The following is a 682-nucleotide window of genomic DNA, read 5'->3' as shown; positions in this document are numbered from 1 at the left end:
TCGCGGAGGTGGTGGAGCGAGCCGCCCCGCCGTTAGAGCTTGCGAAGTCCACTGAGCACCCTTTCGAGCAGTGTCACGTCCGGCGTACCGCCGGCCTCTCCGTTGCCCGGCTGGTGGATGGCCACCATGCCGGCCTCTGCCAGGTCGGCCACGAGGATGCGCGCGACGCCGAGCGGCATCGACAGCAGGGCGGAGACCTCCGCGACCGACTTGACCTCGCGGCACAGCGTGCAGATGCGCTGGTGCTCGGGCAGCAGGCCGGACAGGTGCATCGGATCGGCCGTGGTGCTGACCAGCGCCTCGATGGCGAGCTGGTAGCGGGGCCGGGTCCGGCCGCCCGTCATCGCGTACGGGCGCACAAGCGGCTGGTCGCCCTCCGAGTACGACGAGTCGTCGTACGCATCGGAGTAGGCGGGGGGCGGGGTCATTGATCCTCCGGGCTGGACAGCAGTGGTCAGCGTGCCGTCTGACGGGGCGGCCGGTGGGGGGACGGTATGACGGCCTGGCGGTGGTACTGGATCCCGGGGCGGGGGCCCCGGTCCCCCGGCCGGAAGTACCGTCCGGCCGGGAGATGGGCGGGTCAGATGAGCAGGCTTCCCTGGAGCTCGGCGCGCAGGTCCGGGGTGAGGACCGTGCCTGCGCGGTCGACGAGGAGGGCCATCTCGTAGCCGACGAGGCCGAT

Annotated in this window: 1 protein-coding gene and 1 pseudogene; both read right to left on the bottom strand. The window is 71.8% G+C overall.

What is annotated here, in order from left to right; translation table 11 throughout:
* Positions 1-32: 32 nt before the first annotated feature.
* On the bottom strand, positions 33-428 hold the full coding sequence (locus IE170_RS32275) for a DUF742 domain-containing protein (RefSeq protein ID WP_125541140.1): 396 nt from the start codon (positions 426-428) through the stop codon (positions 33-35).
* Between the two features lie 152 nt (positions 429-580).
* Positions 581-682: pseudogene (locus tag IE170_RS32270) on the bottom strand (roadblock/LC7 domain-containing protein); the annotation flags it as partial.

It is taken from the genome of Streptomyces toxytricini, assembly GCF_014649915.1.
GTDB classification, from domain to species: Bacteria; Actinomycetota; Actinomycetes; order Streptomycetales; family Streptomycetaceae; genus Streptomyces; species Streptomyces toxytricini.
The sequence above is the reverse complement of the archived record's forward strand: the minus strand, read 5'-3'. Positions and strand labels throughout refer to the sequence as shown.